This window comes from Sphingobium sp. WTD-1, assembly GCF_030128825.1.
GTDB lineage: Bacteria > Pseudomonadota > Alphaproteobacteria > Sphingomonadales > Sphingomonadaceae > Sphingobium.
Genome location: NZ_CP119128.1, coordinates 176,203 through 194,520, shown reverse-complemented (window position 1 = coordinate 194,520; position 18,318 = coordinate 176,203). Strand labels below are relative to the sequence as shown.

Genomic DNA, 18,318 nt, shown 5'->3' with positions numbered 1-18,318 from the left:
CGTGGCGATCATTGAGAGCATGGCGATCCCCGATAGCGAGGCGTCCCGACAGAACCATGCTGCGCATCTGGATTTGATCGCAGCGTTTCGCGCGCTAGAAGCCAAGGTGCGGGCAACGTCAGCGAGGGCTGGCCCCAAATTCGCCAAGCGCGGTCAATTGCTGCCGCGTGACCGGGTAGCTTTGTTGCTCGACCGCGACGCGCCGTTCCTCGAACTTTCCACGCTGGCCGGCTTCGGTATGCACGACGACGATGGGGTCGATAACGTCTATGGCGGCGGCGCCATTGCCGGAATCGGTTTCGTGTCCGGTATTCGCGCGATGGTGTTCGCGAGCGATGCTGGGATTAAGGGGGGGGCTGCCCACCCGATGGGCATCAAGAAGCAGCTGCGCGCGCAGGATATCGCGATAGAAAACAAGCTGCCTTATATTCAGCTTGTCGAAAGCGCAGGCGCGAACCTCAACCTGCAGGCCGAGATGTTTGTCGAGGGCGGACGTACATTCGCGAACCTGTCGCGCATGTCTGCGCTGGGCCTCCCGACGATCACGGTCGTGCATGGCTCATCCACCGCAGGTGGGGCATATCAGGTCGGTCTGTCTGACTATGTCATCATGATCCGTGGTCGCTCCAAGGTATTTCTCGCCGGCCCGCCCTTGCTCAAGGCGGCGACCGGCGAAATCGCTCAGGACGAAGACCTGGGCGGCGCAGAATTGCACACGCAGGTCACCGGCGTCGGCGACTATCTGGCCGAGAGCGATGCGGACGCCCTGCGCCAGGCGCGAGAGGTCGTCGCGAAATTGCGCTGGGATCGCGGTACTCCGGCATCTTCTCCAATTGGCCCACGATATGACAGCGATGATCTGTTGGGCATCGTTTCGACCGATTACCGCAAGCCTTATGATGTCCGCGAAGTGGTTGCCCGCGTCATTGACGACAGTGATTTCACTGAATTCAAGGCGGGTTACGGGCTCCATACGGTTTGCGGACATGCGCGGATCGAAGGGCGCGAGATCGGCATAATCGGCAATAATGGGCCGATCGACGCACAGGGCGCGACCAAGGCGGCGCAATTCATTCAACTGTGCTGCCAGTCGCGAACGCCACTGCTTTTTCTCCAGAACACCACCGGCTTCATGGTCGGCGTGGATGCGGAAACGTCGGGCATCGTCAAGCACGGCTCGAAGCTGATCCAGGCAGTGACGAACGCTTCGGTTCCCAAGATCACGATCCAGATCGGTGCGAGCTTCGGCGCTGGAGCCTATGCGATGTGCGGCCGCTCCTTTGGCCCGCGCTTTATCTTCTCATGGCCCAACAACCGCCTGTCGGTGATGGGCGGGGAGCAGGCGGCAAAGGTTCTGACCATCGTTGCCGAGGACAGTGCCACCGCCCGCGGCGTCGAACCAGACCATGCCGGGCTGGCAGCCATGTCGGAGCGGCTGATTAAGCAATATGACCGCGAGGGCGAGGCGCTGTTCGCCACCGCGCGGATCTGGGATGACGGCATTATCGATCCGCGTGACACGCGTCGCGTCGTCGCCTTCTGCCTCGACACCTGTAGCGAGGGCGATGCGCGCGAACCGGCCCGAAACAGCTTCGGGATCGCCCGGCTATGACCGATATTCCACAGACTTCGGTGCTGCGCCTCGATCGACGGGGGTGCGCGCTGGTCGCGACCATTGACGATCCTGTCACCCGCAATGCAATGACCGACGCACTGCTCACCGATTTCGAAACGCTTTTCGCGCACTATCGCGACGATCCCGCGATCCGCGCGCTGGTGCTGCGCGGTAGCGATCGCATCTTCTGCGCAGGCGCCGATCTTGGCGGAAGAACGCTGGCGGGGAGTGGCGGCGATCCGCGCGCGGCGACGATCGCGCTGTCGATCCGCGGCGCGCGCATCTACAGCGCGCTCAACACCTTTCCGAAGCCGGTGATCGCGGTGATAGAGGGGGCGGCAATGGGCGGTGGCATGGGTCTGGCCACATGCGCCGACATCGTCCTTGCAGGGCCGGGCGCGAATTTTGCCCTGTCTGAAGCGCGCCTGGGACTGGTCGCAGCGCAAATCGCGCCGTTCGTTGTTGCGCGTCTTGGCCCCGCGACGACACGCCGCCTTGCGCTGACCGGCAGCAGGATCGACGCTGGCCAGGCGACCGCATTGGGCCTTGTCGACGAACTGTTCACCGACCGGGCCGCGCTTGATGCCCGGCTGGACGCGATCCTCGCCGAAATTCAAGCGTGCGCGCCCGACGCACTGGCAGCCACCAAGGCATTGCTGAACGACTTGCCGGGTTTGGACATCACTGATTTTTCACGGGCCGCAGCCGATGTTTTCGCCGATGCCGTAGCTGGCGAGGGCGCTGAAGGTATTGCGGCGTTCAAACAGAAGAGAGCGCCGGCATGGGCCATCGCATGAAGCCGTTTTCCAAGATACTAATCGCCAATCGCGGTGAAATCGCGTGCCGCGTAATCCGCAGCGCCAAGGCAAAGGGCTATGCGACCGTCGCGGTGTTCAGCGACGCGGACGCGGGTGCCCGACATGTCCGGGAAGCCGACGAGGCGTTCCGGCTGGGTGGCGGGCCGCTGCGGGAATCCTACCTTTCCGCCGAGCGGGTGCTGGCGGCGGCGCGTGCCACCGGCGCTGACGCCCTGCACCCTGGTTACGGCTTTTTTTCGGAGAATGCCGACTTCGCCGAGCAATGCGCGGATGCGGGCATCACCTTCATCGGACCCTTGCCGGACTCCGTCCGTGTCATGGGCGACAAGGCGCGATCGAAGCGACGGATGATCGATGCCGGCGTGCCATGCGTACCGGGCTATGAGGGGGACGAACAGGACGACGCCCTGTTCGTGCGCGAGGCCGACCGGATCGGCTATCCGGTAATGGTCAAGGCATCCGCCGGCGGTGGCGGCCGGGGAATGCGACTGGTCCATGAGCGCAGCGACTTGCCGGCGGCGCTTGCCTCAGCCCGGTCGGAAGCGAAGAACGCCTTTGGCGATGACCGGCTGTTGCTGGAACGTGCCGTCGTCGATGCCCGCCATGTGGAGATACAGGTATTCGGCGACACCTTCGGGTCGGTCGTCCACTTGGGAGAGCGCGACTGTTCGGTCCAGCGCAGGCATCAGAAAGTGATTGAGGAAGCACCCTCACCCGCAGTGGACCAAGACCTTCGCCAGCGCATGGGCGAGGCGGCTGTGCGGGCCGCCGCTGCTATCGACTATGTCGGTGCAGGTACGGTCGAATTTCTGCTGGGCGGGGACGGGCAGTTCTATTTCCTTGAGATGAATACCCGACTTCAGGTCGAACATCCCGTGACCGAATGCGTGACGGGGATCGACCTGGTCGATCTTCAGATCGACGTGGCGGCCGGGCTGCCCCTGCCGTTCTCGCAGGACGATGTCACGCTGACCGGACATGCGATTGAAGTCCGGCTATATGCCGAGGATCCGCGCGATCAGTTCCTGCCGCAGACGGGCGTCGCGACCGTTTGGGAACCGGCGACGGGTGAGGGCATAAGGGTCGATCATGGCCTGGTGGCCGGTCAGGTCATCAGTCCGTTCTATGATCCGATGATCGCCAAGATCATCGCAATGGGCGCGAACCGCGAGGAAGCCTTACGGCGGCTGGTCCGGGCTGTGCGGGAAACGCATTTGCTGGGCGTCGCGACCAATCGCGAATTCCTGCTCGACGCGCTCTCAATCGACGAGTTCCGCGACGGCGGTGCGACCACTGCCTTCATCGGCAAACATTATGGCGACGGTTTCCAGCCGCGCGAGGGCGATTCTGCGGCGATCTGGCTTGCCGCGATCCTGGCTACGGAAACGACAAGGGCAGGCTGGTCGTCCAATGCGGTGCAGGCTCACCCGATCAGCCTGAGCAGCGACGGCGTCGTGATGAATGTGCGTGTCGCCCGGACGGGACACCGCTGGTCGGCTGAGGTCGATGGTGAGGTAGCTTCGGTCGCGATCGTCGAGCGCGACAATGTCCATGTCCGGTTCGAGATCGACGGACTGGTGCGTCGCGCGGTCTATCTGTTCAGCGACGACGGGATCTCGATCGACATCGGTGGCCGGGCCTATCGGTTCGAGGACATGACCTATAGGGCCGCCTCGCGGGCGAGCGCGGGGGGCGACGGCGTATTGCGCGCACCGATGAGCGGCGCGGTGACCTCCATCCGCGTTAGTCCGGATCAGGCCGTGAGCCGCGGTGATGTGCTTGGCGTGCTCGAAGCGATGAAGATGGAGCATCAGATCGTCGCGCCGATTTCTGGCACGGTCGCTACCGTCGCTGTCACCGCCGGCCAACAAGTGGGCGCGCGCGACATACTCTTCGTCATCAAGGGGGAACCGGCATGAGCCGCCGCACGATCAGTATCGGGGGCGCTTCCGGCTTCTGGGGCGACAGTTCGATCGCTTTGCCCCAACTGCTCCAGCATGACGGGCTGGACTATATATCTTTCGATTATCTGGCCGAGGTCACGATGTCGATTCTGGCCCGCGCCCGCGCAAAGGATGCGTCGCTGGGCTATGCTACCGACTTCGTCGCCTTGGCCGCGCGGCACCTGCCGCAGATCGCAGAGCGGGGCGTCAAGCTGATCGCCAATGCCGGCGGGGTCAATCCGGTCGCCTGTGCGCAGGCCCTGCGCGCGCGGATCGCCGATGCGGGCCTCGATCTGCGGGTCGGGGTCGTCACCGGCGACGATCTGCTTCCGATGCAGGCGCAATTGCAGGACTGCCGGGAGATGTTTTCCGATGCCGAGATGCCGGCACGGCTGTTGAGCCTGAACGCTTATCTGGGGGCAGCACCGATCGCGGCGGCACTGGGTGCCGGGGCCGACATCGTCGTTACCGGGCGATGCGTGGACAGCGCAACCGTGCTGGGAGCCTGTATCCATGAATTCGGCTGGTCGCTGGCGGATTTCGATCGTTTGTCGGGCGGCTCGCTCGCCGGTCATATCGTCGAATGTGGCGCACAAGCCACCGGCGGCCTGTTCACCGATTGGCAGGATGTCAGTGACTGGGCGAACATCGGCTATCCGATCGCGGTGATCGAGGAGGATGGCGCGTTTGAAGTCACCAAGCCTGCTGGAACGGGGGGGCTTATTTCGCGAGGCACCGTCAGCGAGCAGCTTGTCTACGAGATCGGCGATCCGGCGGCCTATCTGCTCCCCGACGTCACATGCGACTGGCGCTCGGTGAAGATAGAGGAGACGGGCAAAAACCGGGTGCGGGTGTCCGGCGCTATCGGACGCGCACCACCCGAAACGTACAAGGCGAGCGCGACGTGGCAGGACGGCTACCGCGTGGGAGCGACCTGGACGATCATCGGCGAGGCCGCTGCCGGCAAGGCGGCGAAGGTCGGAGAAGCGGTCGTCTCGCGCGTTGCATCGCTCCTGACGCAGGCGGGCGCCGCACCGTTTACCGAGACGTCAATCGAGATACTCGGTGCCGAATCGAGCTATGGTGCCGGCAGCCAGGCGCGTGGCGCTCGCGAAGTCGTGCTGAAGATCGCGGCCAAGCATGTCGATCCAAAGGCGCTGGAGATGCTGGTTCGCGAGTTTACGTCAGCCGGTACTTCTATGGCGCCCGGCTTCACCGGCATGGGCGGCAATAGGCCAAAGGTGATGCCGCTCGTCCGCCTGTTCTCGATCGCCGTGGATAAGATGCTGGTCGACGGGCAGATTCATGCCGATGTGGATGGGCAGGATGTGTTAATACCGCCCGCTGCGATAGCTGCTCCGGCTGCTGCCGTTACAGTCACGCCCGAACCGGACCTGTTGATCGACGAAGCGGAGCTTATCCAAGTTCCGCTGATCGCGCTTGCCTGGGGTCGCAGCGGCGACAAGGGCAATCACGCCAATATCGGTATCGTCGCGCGGCGGGCCGAATACCTGCCTTATATCAAGCGTGCGCTACAACCCGAACGCGTGGCCAAGCTGTTCGACCATTATGCCCCAACTGAGGTCAAACGCTTCGATCTGCCTGGAATCCAGGGTCTGAACTTCATGCTCTACGATGTACTGGGCGGCGGTGGCATCGCCTCGCTGCGCAATGATCCCCAGGGCAAAGGCTATGCCCAGATACTGCTTGGCGTGGACATAGCCGTGCCGTCCGATTTGCTCGCTTCATGAGCATCATCTTTGTCACGCAATCTTATTGGAGCCTATCATGTCGATCGAACAGAATAAGGATGTCGTGCGACAGTTTCTCGCCAGGTTCGGGACCGGCGATGCCGATGGCCTGATCGACAGCCTGACGGACGACGCGACCTGGTGGATCGGAGGAAAGCCGACCGACCTGCCACAGGCCGGACCGAAAACGAAGGACGGTATCAGCGCCGTCCTGCGCGGGATCGGCGCGAAAATCCCCGGCGGGATCGACATGCGCATCCACGGAATGATCGGCGAAGGGGACAAGGTCGCAGCCGAAGTGGAAGCACGCGGCGAGATCACCAACGGGCGGATATACAATAATGAATATCACTTCCTGTTCACGATCCGGGAAGGGCGCATCGCTGCCGTGAAGGAATATCATGACACCCTCCACCTGAAGTCCGTGTTCGCGGCATGAAGTCACAGATCTGAACCGTCGAAGGAAAACAAGATGTCAGCAGAACAGAGCAAGGATGTCGTCCGCAAATTACTCGCAAAGTTCGGCCAGTGCGACGTCGAGGGCGTCATCGACATGCTGACAGAGGATTCCACATGGTGGGTCGGCGGAAAGCCGGACCAATTCGCATTGGCCGGACCCAAAACAAAGGAAGAAATCAGCGCAATCCTGCGAGGCGTATTGGGAGAGATACCAAACGGCCTTGAAATGCGATTGAGATCGATGATCGCGGAAGGCGATACTGTCGCTGCCGAAGTTGAGTCCTATGGTGAATTGAACAATGGTCGTGTCTACAACAACGAGTATCATTTCTTGTTCAATGTTCGCGGAGAGAAAATATCCTTGGCCAAGGAATATCTCGATACGATGCACACCAATTCTATTTTCTTAACTTGAAAAACCAATGCATCAATCTCTGGATGGAGCCGTCAATCCTATGACCAGCACAGGCACAAAGACAGAAGACAGCGCCTATGAGCGCTGGCAGCAGACGGTGGCGGCGCGGTACAAGGATCGCTCCTTCGTCGCCCGCAACAGGTCGGGCGTGGAAGTCGAGCCTGTCTATGGCGGCCTCGACCGGATGGGCAATGAGGCGGAAATGCCGGGGCAGTATCCCTACACCCGTGGCATCTACCCGATCCATTACCAGTATCAGCCGTGGATGGACCTGCAGATCATCGGCTTCGGCCTGCCCGCACAGACGCGCGAGCGCATGGACCTGTTGCTGGAACAAGGCGGATCAAAAGGCTATTTCGATCGCGAAGCCTATAATTTCATTTTCGATATGCCGACGTCGATGGGATATGATCCCGACCATCCTGGGGTGCGCGGCAGCATCGGCGATTGCGGCATCTCGGTCTGCAAGGCGAGCGATTACGAAGTGCTTCTCGCCGGCAAAGACCTGGCCAAGACCACCGTTTCGCTGGTTCTGAACGCTGGCTCGCCCGCCATGCTTGGGCTCTATCTGGCAGCGGCAAAAAGGCGCGGCTTCGCGTTCGACACGCTCGGTGGCAACCTCACCAACTATATCTGGGATTTCTTCGGCCATAGCGGCGGCACGAACTTTTCGCCGCGCGGCAGCTACCGGCTGGTCGCGGACATTGCAGCCTATTGTTCGCAGCATGTGCCGCTCTGGAATCCGCTGACGATCAGTGAGCATAATATCTGCGAAGCGGGCGCTACCAATGTCCAGGCCGTGGCTTATTCGATCGCCGCGATCATCGCTGTCAACGAGGAGTGCGTGAAGCTTGGAATCGAGCCGGATTCCGTCGTGCCCCGGTTCGGCTTCCACGTTCGGTACGGCGAGAATTTCTTTGAAGAAGTAGCCAAGACCCGCGCGCTTCGGCGCGTCTACGCCAAGGTCAATCGCGAGCGGTTCGGCTGCAAGAAGAGCGGTTCGCTACAAGCGCGGATTCATGCGCAGACTGCGGGTTCGCTGCTCACGGTACAACAGCCGCTGAACAACCTGGTCCGCAACGCCTATGGTGCGCTGGCGGCAGTGTTGTCCGGCGCGAATGGCATGACCATCAACGCCTATGACGAGGCGCTCGGATTGCCGACGGAAGAGGCAGTAACCTTGTCACTCAGGACGAGCCAGATCATTGCGGAGGAAACCGGCGCGGTCCATGTGTCCGACCCGTTCGGCGGTTCATACTATATCGAATCGCTCACCGACGAGATCGAGCGCCGGGTGTTCGAAATCATCGCGGACATCGACGATCGTGGCGGCCTGATAGCCTGTATCGAATCCGGATGGGTCAAGCAGCAAGTGTCTGCCGCAGCATACCAATGGCGCCAGGAAATCGAGAGTGGCGCGCGCACGATGGTCGGCGTCAACAAGTACACTACCGACGAGCCCGAGCAATATGCCGTGTTCCAGCCCGATCCCGAAGCCGCTCGCCTCGCCATTGAGGATATCGAGCGACATCGCCGGGATCGCGATGCGGCGCGCTGCTCGGAGGCTCTGGACAAACTTCGTCGTGCGGCGGTCGATGTCAGTGAAGGCCGGGCGATCGGATCGGTGATGGAAAATCTCGTTGCTGCGGCCGAAGCGGATGCGACGCTCGGCGAGATGCAGGCGATCCTCCACGACGTTTTCGGTCGTAACAAATAGAAAGCTGATACTATGCAAGATAATGCGCCAAACCCGCGCGTACTCCTGACGAAGAGCTTTATCGACAGCCATGACCGCGCGATCGCGACGATCGCACTGGCATTGCGCGATGCCGCGATGGAAGTCGTGGTGATCGATTATGAACAGCCCGAAGACGTCGTCACGGTCGCCCTTCAGGAAGACGTCGACATCATCGGACTCAGCTTCATGTCCGGTGGCCAGGTGGAGACGACCCAGAAAATCGTCGCCGAGTTGCAGCGCCGCGAAGTTGGCGACCTGCCGGTGGTCGTGGGCGGCGTCATCCGCCCCTTCGACGTGGCCCCGCTGGAGGCTGTCGGTGTCAGGGAGATATTCCGTGGCGGGGCACCTCTTGCCGACGTCGTGGCAACCTTTCAGCGGCTCGCGCGGGCATATCGGGGACTGGTTTGACTGGTCTGTGCTCAGGACTGGACGCTGCATCCCTTCTCGATGGGGTCCGCGGCCGCGACCCGCTGGCGATTGCGCGTGCCATCACGGCGATCGAGAACCGCACTCCAGTCGGGACTGAACTGGCCGTCGCTGTGCGCGGTCAGGTCAGTTTGTGCCGAACGCTGGGCGTGACGGGGCCACCGGGAGCCGGAAAATCCTCACTAATCAACGGCCTCGTGCAGGAAATGCTGCCGAGATACGGTCGCCTGGCGATATTAACGGTCGATCCATCCAGCCCGATCAGCGGCGGTGCCGTCCTGGGCGATCGGGTGCGCATGGCCGCACATAGCGCGAACCCGGACGTGTTCATTCGCTCTCTGGCGACGCGCGGCCATCTGGGCGGCGTGACGCGCACCACGCGGTCCGTCATGGACCTTTTGGCAGCCGGCGGGATGGACCTCGTGATCGTCGAGACCGTGGGCACCGGACAGTCCGAAGTCGAGGTTGCAGAACTTACCGACATCAAGCTTGTCGTTTGTGCACCGGGCCTGGGCGACGAGATGCAGGCGATCAAGGCTGGCGTACTGGAAATCGCCGATCTGCTGGTGGTGAACAAATCGGATCTGCCGGACGCCGCTCGAACCGCCGCGCACTTGAATGCAATGCTTCATCATCGGGGTCATGATGAGCGTCGATCCGTTCTCTCTGCATCAACGGTGAGCGGTGATGGCATGAAGGCGCTTGCTGATGCGATTGACGCAAGGTTTGCTGAACTTCCGTCGGCACTACCTGTCGTGGCATTCAGGCGGACCAATCCGCGATCGATGCTCGCCAGCGATGTGGCCGAAATGGCGGCGGCCATGGTGCTGGACACGTCCGACCCCCAGTTTGACGAAATAGCCGAAGACGTCGCGCACGGCACCTTATCGCGCGACGACGGGGCCAGGACCGCGATAGGCATATTGGCCAGACCCGACCCACTGACTGAAATGAGGAATTGAAAGTGAACCCTGACCTTTTTTCGCTTTCGGGGCGAGTCGCCCTGGTTACAGGCGCGTCGAGCGGGATCGGCCGTGTCCTAGCGCAGGGATTGGCAGCAGCGGGCGCGCATGTGGTGGCCGTTGCCCGCCGGGCCGAACGCCTCGACGACCTTGTCCGTGAAATCGAACAATCGGGGGGCAGCGCGGTGGCGGCCCAGGCTGATGTCACCGACGTAGAGAGCATTGAAAGGGCCTTTGATGCTGCGGAGCAGGCATTCGGAACCGTGGATGTCATCGTCAGCAATGCGGGCGTTACCGATGCGCGCAATTTTCTGAAGATTGATCCGGCCGCTCGTGACGCCGTGTTCGACACCAACCTTCGCGGTGTGTGGAATGTCGGTCAGGCAGCCGCTCGGCGGCTGGTCAGCGCCGGAAAGGGTGGTTCGATCATCAATGTCGCGTCAGTCCTTGGACTGGGCGTGCAGCCTGGCCTGGCAAGCTATTGCGCGTCGAAGGGTGCGGTGATCCAACTCACGCGCGCTATGGCAGTGGACCTGACCAAATATAATATCCGCGTCAATGCTTTGGCGCCGGGCTGGTTCAAGACGGAACTGAACGAGGCTTTCTTCGAGAGCACGGCTGGGGTCGAACGTATCGCGCAAATGCCGGCCCGGCGTCTTGGCAGGATCGAGGAACTCATGGGACCAGTCATCATGCTGGCAAGTGACGCGGGTTCGTTCATGAACGGCTCCGTCGTCGTAGTCGATGGTGCGTTGAATGCCCTGGTAGCCTGATCAGGGCTGCGGCTCGACGTCGCGGGCCGTGCGCCGCACATCGCTTGCGCTTTTGTCATGCTTTGCGAGAAACCAAAGGCTGATGTGATGCCGTCTCTGTTCGATCCATTCACGCTCAAAAGCATCACCCTGCGCAACCGCATCGCGGTGCCGCCCATGTGCCAGTATAGCGCAATCGACGGTATGACCAATCGGTGGCACTGGGTTCACTATCCCTCGATTGCGCGCGGTGGCGCTGGCCTTTTGATTGTGGAAGCGACTGCTGTGTCGCCGGACGGACGTGTAACGCCGGGATGCACAGGTCTCTGGGCCGATACGCAGATCGACGGCATGGCGCGCATTGCCGCCGAGATCAAAGCCGAAGGCGCGGTGGCTGGAATTCAACTCGGTCACGCCGGGCGAAAGGCGAGCGCTAATCTCCCTTGGGAAGGGGACGACCATATCCCGGCGGACGACCCGCGTTGCTGGGAAACGATCTCGCCCTCTGCCATTGCGTTCGGGGGCGGTCTGCCGAAAACGCCTCGCGCCATGACACTGGACGACATCGAGCGCGTAAAGGGCGATTTCGTTTCGGCGGCCAAGCGCGCGTTAGAGGCGGGATTTGAATGGCTCGAACTGCATTTTGCGCATGGTTACCTCGGGCAGAGTTTTTTCTCGGTCCATGCCAATCAACGGACCGACCGATATGGCGGCGGATGGCGCGGTCGTGGGCGTTTCCTGATCGAGACACTCGAAGAAGTTCGCAAGGTGTGGCCCACACATCTGCCACTCACCGCGCGTTTGGGCGTCATCGAATTCGATGGCCGCGACGAGGAGACGCTTGCGGACTCGATCGCACTGACAAAGGAGTTTCGCGCCCATGGGATCGACATGCTCAACGTGAGCATCGGCTTCTCGACAATCGAGAACAAGATACCATGGCAAAAAGGCTTCATGGCACCGTATGCCGCTAGTGTACGGCAGGCTACGGGCCTACCCGTCGCAACCGCTTGGGGCATGGACGACCCAGAAGTCGCCAATATGGCCGTCGAGCAGGCCCAACTTGACCTGGTTATGGTTGCTAAAGCCCATCTCGCCAATCCACATTATCCCTACTTTGCAGCCTTGGCACTGAAAAAAGCCCGGCCCACCTGGGTGCTACCCGCGCCTTATGCGCACTGGCTTCGGCGGTATTCCGGGATGGCAGGTACGTTTCAATGAAGAGGCTCGTCTGCGATAAAGGGGTTCCCGTAACATTTTCCCCAAAAGTAGCGGTAGTGAGGAATGGCGGAAAAAAGCCATTTTTGACGATTCTATTTTTCTAAGTATTTGAATTCATAGAACTGGCAGCTTTTGACCTTTTCCGGCGCCGTTACCCACCAATTGGTGGTGTGGCTCGATGGTGAAACGCATGACGCCCTTCATGTTGATGTGACGGTGCGCGACTGGCGCGATATGCGTCAGATGCTCAGTTGGGTAGAGGGCAGGATTGGCCTCAATTTCGGTCTGCATCGCCGCGGTATTCCAAGCCAGCACGACGTTGGTGAGCAAGGAGAGGGCCCCGCTGATGGCGTTCGCATCATCCTTGGCTCGGCCATGCTTGGCCTCGATCCGTCCGGTCAACAATGCGCGCTGCAGGGCATGGAGCGATTCACCCTGGGCAAGCAGCCGATGAACCTCGCGCCGGAATTCTGTGTTGACGAGATAGTCGAGCATGAACACGCTGCGCATGACCTTGCCGACCAGGGTGCCGCATTCGTAGACCGGGTTTCCCCGTGCGGCGCTGCCATGCCGCTCGATGATGGTCGCGGCGGAACCATACCCGCTCTGGAGCGAGGCCGCGATATGCTGGAAACCATCCCATCCGCTGCGTGCCGTGCGGCCGAGCGGTACCCGCTCGACAATCGGCTCAAGCCGGGCCGGCACAGCAACACCGCACGGCAGGTAGAGCTTGCGCCCTGAAAAGCCGGCGAGGCGGGGGCATAGGTCAAAGCCCAGAACCTTGGCCAATCCCATTGCGAAATGGGTGAAGCCGTGGGTGTCGACCGCCAGGCGCTGCAGCTCGGCGATCTGCTGCTGCAACACACCTTCAAGTGCGACCCCGGCCTGGCGCTGGTTGAGCACGATAGCCTGATCGTAGATAATCGGCCACTGATCGAGAATATGCGAATAAGTGCCAATCGCCCTGGTGCCGCGGCGCGGTTCGGTGCGCGCGTTCCAAAGGTGCCGCGTGGCGTCCAGACTCATCATGTCCGCCGATGCCTGTTTACCTGTGCCCCATCGCCGTGCAACTGGGTGGGAGAGCATGTGGTTGACGACTGCGTCACTTGCGGCGCGCAGCTGCCCGCTTGCGATAATCTGGCGCATCACATGTTCGATCTGGTCATCGCTGACGCCCGCAACCATCCGGCTGACGCTGGCCGCGCTCTGCATCGTGCCCAATCCCAGCAGGGCACAATAGACCTGTGTCAGCTCGGTCGTGCTGGCAGGCTGCCGTCCCAAGAGGATCCATGAGAAATGGGTAAGGGCATCGATCTCGATCAAAATATCTGGCAGTTGGACCGCGCCGATCGCCCCGAACAGGGCCCTGCGTGTCGCCCTGACTTCCGGGCCCTCGCCAAGCGCCTTGAGCTTTGGGATCCGCAGCCGGTCTTCGCGCAGGCCGATGTCACCGGCGGTGATCGCGGCATCGAGCGCGGTCACCCGGGCGGTCAATGTCGCTTCGTAATCGCCGAGATAGCCCTCAAGGGACTTGGGCAGTACCTGCGCCCGGGCGAAGCTGCCCTTGTGTTTGAGCCACTGCGCGGACGGCATCAGCTGATCGGAAAGACTGCGGTGCTTGATGCTGTCTACGCTGCTCGCGGCACCATTGCGCAGCGAGCGCTTGAGCAATAGCGCGGTGGCCACCTCATAGGCCGCCAGCCTTTCCTCCGCCGTGGATGCAGCTTCGACCAAGGCGCGCGGGGCCGATGCAAACGGCGTGCTTAGAGCCGCCAATTCGGTCTCGTCTTTGGCATAGACGCCTCCCAGTGTGGTCATGGCAATCCCAAGGGGATGATCCTCTGCATAGGCGAGGTTCAAGCCGGACACCGCTTTGAGCAGGGCCCGCAAGCGCGCAGGCCGTGCAGCCATTTCGGCACGAATCGCCTGCGCCCGCCCGGTACCGATAGTCGCCACCGGCAACGGCGCAATCGCGGTCACCACTGTCGCACGCAATGCAGCATCGGAGAGGCTGGAGTCGCCCAGTGCCCGTCGGATAGCATTCACACCGGCGCGATAGACTTCAAGTTCGCGAAAGGCGCGGATCTCGACTGTCCCATGCGCTTCGCGCCACAGGTTGCCGATGCGCCGACTGACCTGCTCAAGCACGACATCGTTCAACTGGAGAAGGTGCAAGCGCAACCAGCACCCAATCTCGACGGCGCGGCGCGGCTCCCTGAGCAAAGCCAGGGTTTGAACTTTTTGGGTAGCCATGCCGCTGGCATAATGGCGCATTCCGATTATCGGCAGGGCGCCCAGTGATAGCCTGTCAGCCCCCAGGTTCCGCAGCGCGTCGAGCCGCTGCGCTGCTTCGGCAATATTGATCTGGCTTGTACCGGTAGTGGGCTTGCGCAGCCATTCAAACAGCGTCTCGCCCGTTTCCTCGTCATGGACGGCAGACAAATCCTGGACCCAACGCTGCACGCATTGCCCACCAACTGTTTGCATCATCTCTGCGCGAATGGACCTGGTGACATAGGCTTGAGCAGCTGCCACCCGGTCTTCAATCCGGCTTTGGCCCGGCAGCACCCAACGGTGCTCAAAAAGCCAGATCATCGCCTGGCGCGTGAGCGCCGCGCTGTCGAAGCTCTGGGTCGCCATGCGGCGCAAATGGCCGGTCAGGGCGCGCTCGCTGGCGTCGCCATAATCCCTGAAGGCCAGCGCGGCCATCGCAGCCTGCTGGTGCTGATAAAGCGTCATCCGTCGCCGGTAGATCGAACGGATCGACGCCAATTGCGGAGCCGAAATATCCGCCGCCTGGCCGGCGCGCGTCAGCACAGCTGGCGGGATCATTTGCACCGAATTCAGCGAACGCCCAGTGAGGCGCAGAAAGCCGATCTGCAGCACTAGCCCCAGGCGAGTCAGCGGTGTCCGCCGCGCTCCAACCATGCGGGCGATATCATCGTCCAGCCTGAAAAGCTCATCGATCTCAGCGACAGTAAGCGTGGCCGGAAACGTCGTCAGCCCCAGATACTGCGCGCGCCAATCCTGCATCGACTCGAACCCCGCCGCTTTACAGAGGAAAGGCTACAAACATCCATGACCGGAGTCCCAAAAAGTCGGAAAAGCTGCACGCCATGCAAATTCAATCACTTAGAAAAATAGAACCGCCAGAAATGGCTGTTTTCCGGCATTCCCACTACCGCTACTTTTAGGACAGATGTTACGGGAACCCCTGGGAGATCAGCTCGAACAACAGTTCGGCGCCGGTCTTGGAGAGCGGCACAAAGCCCAGTTCGTCGATGATGAGCAGCTTGTATCCGGCCATCTGCTTCTGGAAGCGCAGAAGACGGCGCTCGTCGCGGGCCTCCATCATTTCGCTGACCAGCGCTGCCGCGGTGGTGAAGCCCACCGACAGTCCTTTCTGGCATGCTGCCAGTCCGAGCCCCAACGCTACGTGCGTCTTTCCGGTGCCTGATGGCCCCAGAGCGATGGCGTTCTCACGCCGCTCGATCCACTCGCAGCGCGCCATCTCGAGCACCTGCATCTTGTTGAGCCTGGGGATGGCGGCGAAGTCGAAGCTGTCGAGGCTTTTGACGGCGGGGAAGCGCGCGGCCTTGATGCGCCGCTCGACCATGCGACGCTCCCTGTCGATCATTTCCATCTCGACGAGGCGGGCGAGGAAGCGGATATGATCGACGCCTTCAGCGGCACATTGCCGCGCGAGCTTGTGATGCTCACGCAGGCACGTAGGCAGCTTGAGCGCCTTGAGATGGTGAGCGAGAAGGATCTCCGGGGCCTGATCGCTCATGCGGCCTCCTGCCGGTCGGAGAGCAGGCTCAGATAGGCTCTGGCAAAGGTCTTCTCGACCGTGGTGCGTGGCAGGAAGGGATAGACGTCCAGGTCCAGCCTGGGCGGTACGCGTTCGATCCGGCACAGGACGAGGTGCTTGACGGCATCGAAGCCGATGGCGCCAAGATCGATGGCCTGTTCGACCGCCGCCTGGAGATCGGCGAGGGTGAACGTTTCCAGCAGGCGCAGTACCTGCACATATTCGCGCTTGCCATGTTTGTGCATGCGCCCTTCCATCAACCGCTGCAGTGTCGTGAACGCTTCGGGCAGGTCCCAGCCCTGCAAAGGCGCAGCCTGGTCGAATGCGTTGATCTTCTGCTCGATCAGCGGGAGATAATGGAGCGGGTCGAAGACAACCTCCTCGCGGGCATAGCAACGAGGATGACGGGCGATGACTTCGCTGCGGCAGCCGATCACCACCTCATCGACATAGGCCCTGATCCAGACCTCCTGATGGCCCCAGGCCACCGGAACCGAATAATCGTTGGTCCTGTAGCGCACCAGGGATTGCGAGGAGACCCGCCCGCCTTTCTGATCGCAGGCCTCGAAGGGTGTAGCGGGCAGAGGCTGCATGGCCGCGAGATCGCGTTCCAAGCGCTCACCGATCGTCTCGCTCTGCCCGCGCACCTTGTCCTGCTGGCGCTTGCGGCATTGCTCCTCCAGCCACAGGTTGAACGCCTCCCAGGTCGGGAACTTCGGGATCGGCACCATGAAGTTGCGCCGGCAATAGCCTACCAGCCCCTCCACATTGCCTTTCTCGTTCCCCTTGCCCGGGCGAGCATAGCGGTCGCGGATCACGTAATGTGACAGGAAAGCGCTGAACAGCGTGGCACGCTGCCGCGTGCCGTCGGGCAGGATCTTCGCCACAAGGCAGCGATCGTTGTCATAGACGATCGAGCGCGGTACCGCGCCGAAAAACGCGAAGGCATGCACGTGTCCGTCCACCCAGGCCTCCGCCACCGCCGCCGGATAGGCCCGCACATAGCAGGCATCACTGTGCGGCAGATCGAGCGCGAAGAAGTAGGCCTTCTGCTCCACCCCGCCGATCTCCACCAGCGCTTCCCCGAAATCGGCCTGCGCATCTCCCGCAGGGTGCGCCAGCGGCACGAACATCTCCCGGCTGCGCTGTTCGCGCTCCCGGATGTAATCCTTGATGATCGTATAGCCGCCGGTGAAACCATGCTCGGTGCGCAAACGGTCGAATACCCGCTTCGCCGTATGGCGTTGCTTGCGCGGGACACTGCGGTCACCCTCAAGCCATCCATCAATGATCGCCACAAACCCGTCCAGCTTCGGGCGCTGCGGTACGGACTGGCGCCGGTAACCCGGCGGCGATGAAAACGACAGCATCTTGCGTACCGTATCGCGCGACACATTGAAACGCTTCGCCGCCGCCCGTTGGCTCATGCCATCCGCGCAAGCCAGACGGACCTGAAGATAAAGTTCCACGCTGTAGATCCCCACACCTCCCTGACTCGGCAGAAAGGCTTCAAGGTGGACGACTTTTACGCCGCCCGCAGCAGGACTATCCCGCCGCTACCGTGGTCGAATATTGCTCCGCCGTTCTCAGCCCAAAGCCCGCAGCTATGTCATCCGGGAACAGGATGGCGAGCGTGGGTGGGACGTCATGGCCTGGGACGTTCTGGGCGGGAAGGCGGCCTGGCCTATGACCAACGTGCGCCAACTTGGTCATCCCCAATGGCGAACGCTGGCCGAAAAGCCGGAAAGCCGCTGTATCGTACCACTCACAGAGTTCTGCGAGTTCACGCCTGACAAGCATGATCTTGGCGACGGGAAACCGCCGCTGAAGGGCGAGATGTGGTTCGGCGTGGCCGATCAGCCTGTCTTTGCCGTGGCGGGATTTTGGCAACCGACGGCGATAGGTAACGGCTTTACGATGGTTACGTGTGAGCCGAACAGCCTAGTTGCCCCGATCCATCCCAAGGCGATGGTCACGATATTGGAACCAGCGGACATCGATACCTGGCTGCATGGCACCTACGACGACATCGTGGCCCTGCAGAAGCCCTATGACGCTGAGCGGATGACGGTGCGCGGTCCTGTTTTCCCAACGCGAAGGAATGAACGGTAGGCCGCTCAATCCTGCTTTGTCACGAATTGCAGGGCCTTTCGCATGGCAGCTGTGCGGGTATCATACGATCCCCAAAATTGGCCCCGGTGAATGACGTTCCCGCAGGACAAAGACTTTGAGCCGTCTCCGAGCCAAGATTTTGCGTACAGCACATCACCTGTGACGATACCGGTTTCGTCCTCATCCATCTCGATGAGGGTAAAGCCCTCGTCATGGGAGACAACGATGAACCATTTCTCTGGAGCGAAAATAACGGTTCCCGGATAACGCATGGGGGCAGTCTGACATCCACCGG

The 18,318-nt window shown here is 61.6% G+C and carries 15 protein-coding genes and 1 pseudogene; 12 read left to right on the top strand and 4 right to left on the bottom strand.

Annotated elements, in window-relative coordinates:
* The first annotated feature begins 1 nt into the window (after position 1).
* The 11 genes from N6H05_RS26125 (at position 2) to N6H05_RS26075 (ending at position 12,100) form a co-directional block, all read left to right on the top strand.
* On the top strand, positions 2–1,612 hold the full coding sequence (locus N6H05_RS26125) for an acyl-CoA carboxylase subunit beta (protein WP_333885255.1): 1,611 nt from the start codon (positions 2–4) through the stop codon (positions 1,610–1,612).
* A gap of 20 nt (positions 1,613–1,632) precedes the next feature.
* Positions 1,633–2,412: an enoyl-CoA hydratase/isomerase family protein gene (locus tag N6H05_RS26120; RefSeq protein ID WP_284114476.1), complete on the top strand. Its 780-nt coding sequence runs from the start codon at positions 1,633–1,635 to the stop codon at positions 2,410–2,412.
* Positions 2,409–4,352 (top strand): acetyl-CoA carboxylase biotin carboxylase subunit, encoded by a 1,944-nt coding sequence (locus N6H05_RS26115; RefSeq protein ID WP_333885257.1) that lies wholly within the window; start codon positions 2,409–2,411, stop codon positions 4,350–4,352. Before N6H05_RS26120 ends, N6H05_RS26115 begins: the two co-directional genes overlap by 4 nt.
* Complete coding sequence (locus N6H05_RS26110) at positions 4,349–6,127, top strand: acyclic terpene utilization AtuA family protein (RefSeq protein WP_284114474.1); 1,779 nt, start codon at positions 4,349–4,351, stop codon at positions 6,125–6,127. Before N6H05_RS26115 ends, N6H05_RS26110 begins: the two co-directional genes overlap by 4 nt.
* Positions 6,128–6,164: 37 nt before the next feature.
* Complete coding sequence (locus tag N6H05_RS26105) at positions 6,165–6,566, top strand: nuclear transport factor 2 family protein (RefSeq protein WP_284114473.1); 402 nt, start codon at positions 6,165–6,167, stop codon at positions 6,564–6,566.
* A gap of 33 nt (positions 6,567–6,599) precedes the next feature.
* The gene (locus tag N6H05_RS26100) at positions 6,600–7,001 is read left to right on the top strand and encodes a nuclear transport factor 2 family protein (RefSeq protein ID WP_284114472.1); all 402 of its coding nucleotides are present in this window, start codon (positions 6,600–6,602) and stop codon (positions 6,999–7,001) included.
* Between the two features lie 40 nt (positions 7,002–7,041).
* On the top strand, positions 7,042–8,718 hold the full coding sequence (locus N6H05_RS26095) for a methylmalonyl-CoA mutase family protein (RefSeq protein WP_284114471.1): 1,677 nt from the start codon (positions 7,042–7,044) through the stop codon (positions 8,716–8,718).
* A 12-nt stretch (positions 8,719–8,730) separates the two neighbouring features.
* Positions 8,731–9,147, top strand: coding sequence for a cobalamin-dependent protein (locus N6H05_RS26090; protein ID WP_278393253.1), 417 nt, complete (start codon positions 8,731–8,733; stop codon positions 9,145–9,147).
* Positions 9,144–10,127: a methylmalonyl Co-A mutase-associated GTPase MeaB gene (gene meaB / locus N6H05_RS26085; protein ID WP_284114470.1), complete on the top strand. Its 984-nt coding sequence runs from the start codon at positions 9,144–9,146 to the stop codon at positions 10,125–10,127. The genes N6H05_RS26090 and meaB overlap by 4 nt, the downstream gene beginning before the upstream one ends.
* Before the next feature lie 2 nt (positions 10,128–10,129).
* Complete coding sequence (locus N6H05_RS26080) at positions 10,130–10,900, top strand: SDR family NAD(P)-dependent oxidoreductase (protein ID WP_284114469.1); 771 nt, start codon at positions 10,130–10,132, stop codon at positions 10,898–10,900.
* 87 nt (positions 10,901–10,987) lie between these two features.
* The gene (locus N6H05_RS26075; protein ID WP_284114468.1) at positions 10,988–12,100 is read left to right on the top strand and encodes an NADH:flavin oxidoreductase/NADH oxidase; all 1,113 of its coding nucleotides are present in this window, start codon (positions 10,988–10,990) and stop codon (positions 12,098–12,100) included.
* A 114-nt stretch (positions 12,101–12,214) separates the two neighbouring features.
* Here N6H05_RS26075 and N6H05_RS26070 read toward each other — a convergent pair whose 3' ends face one another.
* The 3 genes and pseudogenes from N6H05_RS26070 to istA all read right to left on the bottom strand — a co-directional run bounded on the left by N6H05_RS26070 (position 12,215) and on the right by istA (position 17,380).
* Positions 12,215–15,133, bottom strand: a complete 2,919-nt coding sequence (locus tag N6H05_RS26070; RefSeq protein WP_284114467.1) for a Tn3 family transposase — start codon at positions 15,131–15,133, stop codon at positions 12,215–12,217.
* Positions 15,134–15,308: 175 nt separating this feature from the next.
* A pseudogene (gene istB / locus N6H05_RS26065) lies at positions 15,309–15,890 on the bottom strand (IS21-like element ISSsp5 family helper ATPase IstB); the annotation flags it as partial.
* Positions 15,887–17,380, bottom strand: a complete 1,494-nt coding sequence (gene istA, locus N6H05_RS26060) for an IS21 family transposase (RefSeq protein WP_083579292.1) — start codon at positions 17,378–17,380, stop codon at positions 15,887–15,889. The gene istA and the pseudogene istB, both read right to left, overlap by 4 nt.
* Before the next feature lie 100 nt (positions 17,381–17,480).
* On the opposite strand from istA, the gene N6H05_RS26055 reads away from it, so the two are divergent.
* The gene (locus N6H05_RS26055) at positions 17,481–18,023 is read left to right on the top strand and encodes an SOS response-associated peptidase family protein (RefSeq protein WP_284114500.1); all 543 of its coding nucleotides are present in this window, start codon (positions 17,481–17,483) and stop codon (positions 18,021–18,023) included.
* Between the two features lie 5 nt (positions 18,024–18,028).
* Here N6H05_RS26055 and N6H05_RS26050 read toward each other — a convergent pair whose 3' ends face one another.
* Positions 18,029–18,295 carry a hypothetical protein gene (locus tag N6H05_RS26050; RefSeq protein WP_284114466.1) on the bottom strand — a complete coding sequence of 89 codons (267 nt, stop codon included), beginning with the start codon at positions 18,293–18,295 and terminating at the stop codon, positions 18,029–18,031.
* Positions 18,296–18,318: the final 23 nt, after the last annotated feature.